The sequence below is a fragment of the Vibrio sp. Y176 genome, assembly GCF_033438945.1.
The window spans coordinates 1-613 of sequence record NZ_JAWOQS010000772.1 but is presented as its reverse complement, the minus strand read 5'-3'; the positions used below and the strand labels follow the sequence as shown (position 1 = coordinate 613).

The following is a 613-nucleotide window of genomic DNA, read 5'->3' as shown; positions in this document are numbered from 1 at the left end:
GTTCGATATCTCTATCCTACGTTTATCGAAAGGCGTATTTGAAGTATTAGCAACAGGCGGCGACTCTGCACTTGGCGGTGATGACTTTGACCACCTATTAGCGGATTACCTAATGGAGCAAGCTGGCCTAGAAGCGCCGCTTTCTGCTGAGAAAAACCGTGCATTACTGAACATTGCAACGGCGACCAAAATTGCTTTCTCTGAGCAAGACAGCGTAGAAGTTGACGTGTTTGGCTGGAAAGGCACTGTAACACGCGAGCAGTTCGAAGATCTGATTCGCCCACTCGTGAAGAAAACTCTGATGTCTTGTCGTCGTGCACTGAAAGATGCTGACGTAGAAGCGGAGGAAGTACTTGAAGTGGTGATGGTTGGTGGCTCAACTCGTACCTTGCTTGTCCGTGAAATGGTAGGCGAATTCTTTGGCCGCACACCACTCACTAGCATCAACCCTGATGAAGTGGTGGCTATTGGTGCGGGTATCCAAGCAGATATTCTTGCTGGTAACAAACCTGACTCTGAAATGCTGCTGCTTGACGTGATTCCATTATCATTGGGTATTGAAACCATGGGTGGGTTGGTTGAGAAAATCATTCCGCGCAACACCACGATTCCT

1 protein-coding gene is annotated in these 613 nt (G+C 48.3%); it reads left to right on the top strand.

The window, feature by feature from the left end; translation table 11 throughout:
* Nucleotides 1–613 (top strand): Hsp70 family protein (locus R7O13_RS28575; protein WP_318305423.1); only part of this gene is annotated, 613 nt, incomplete at both ends.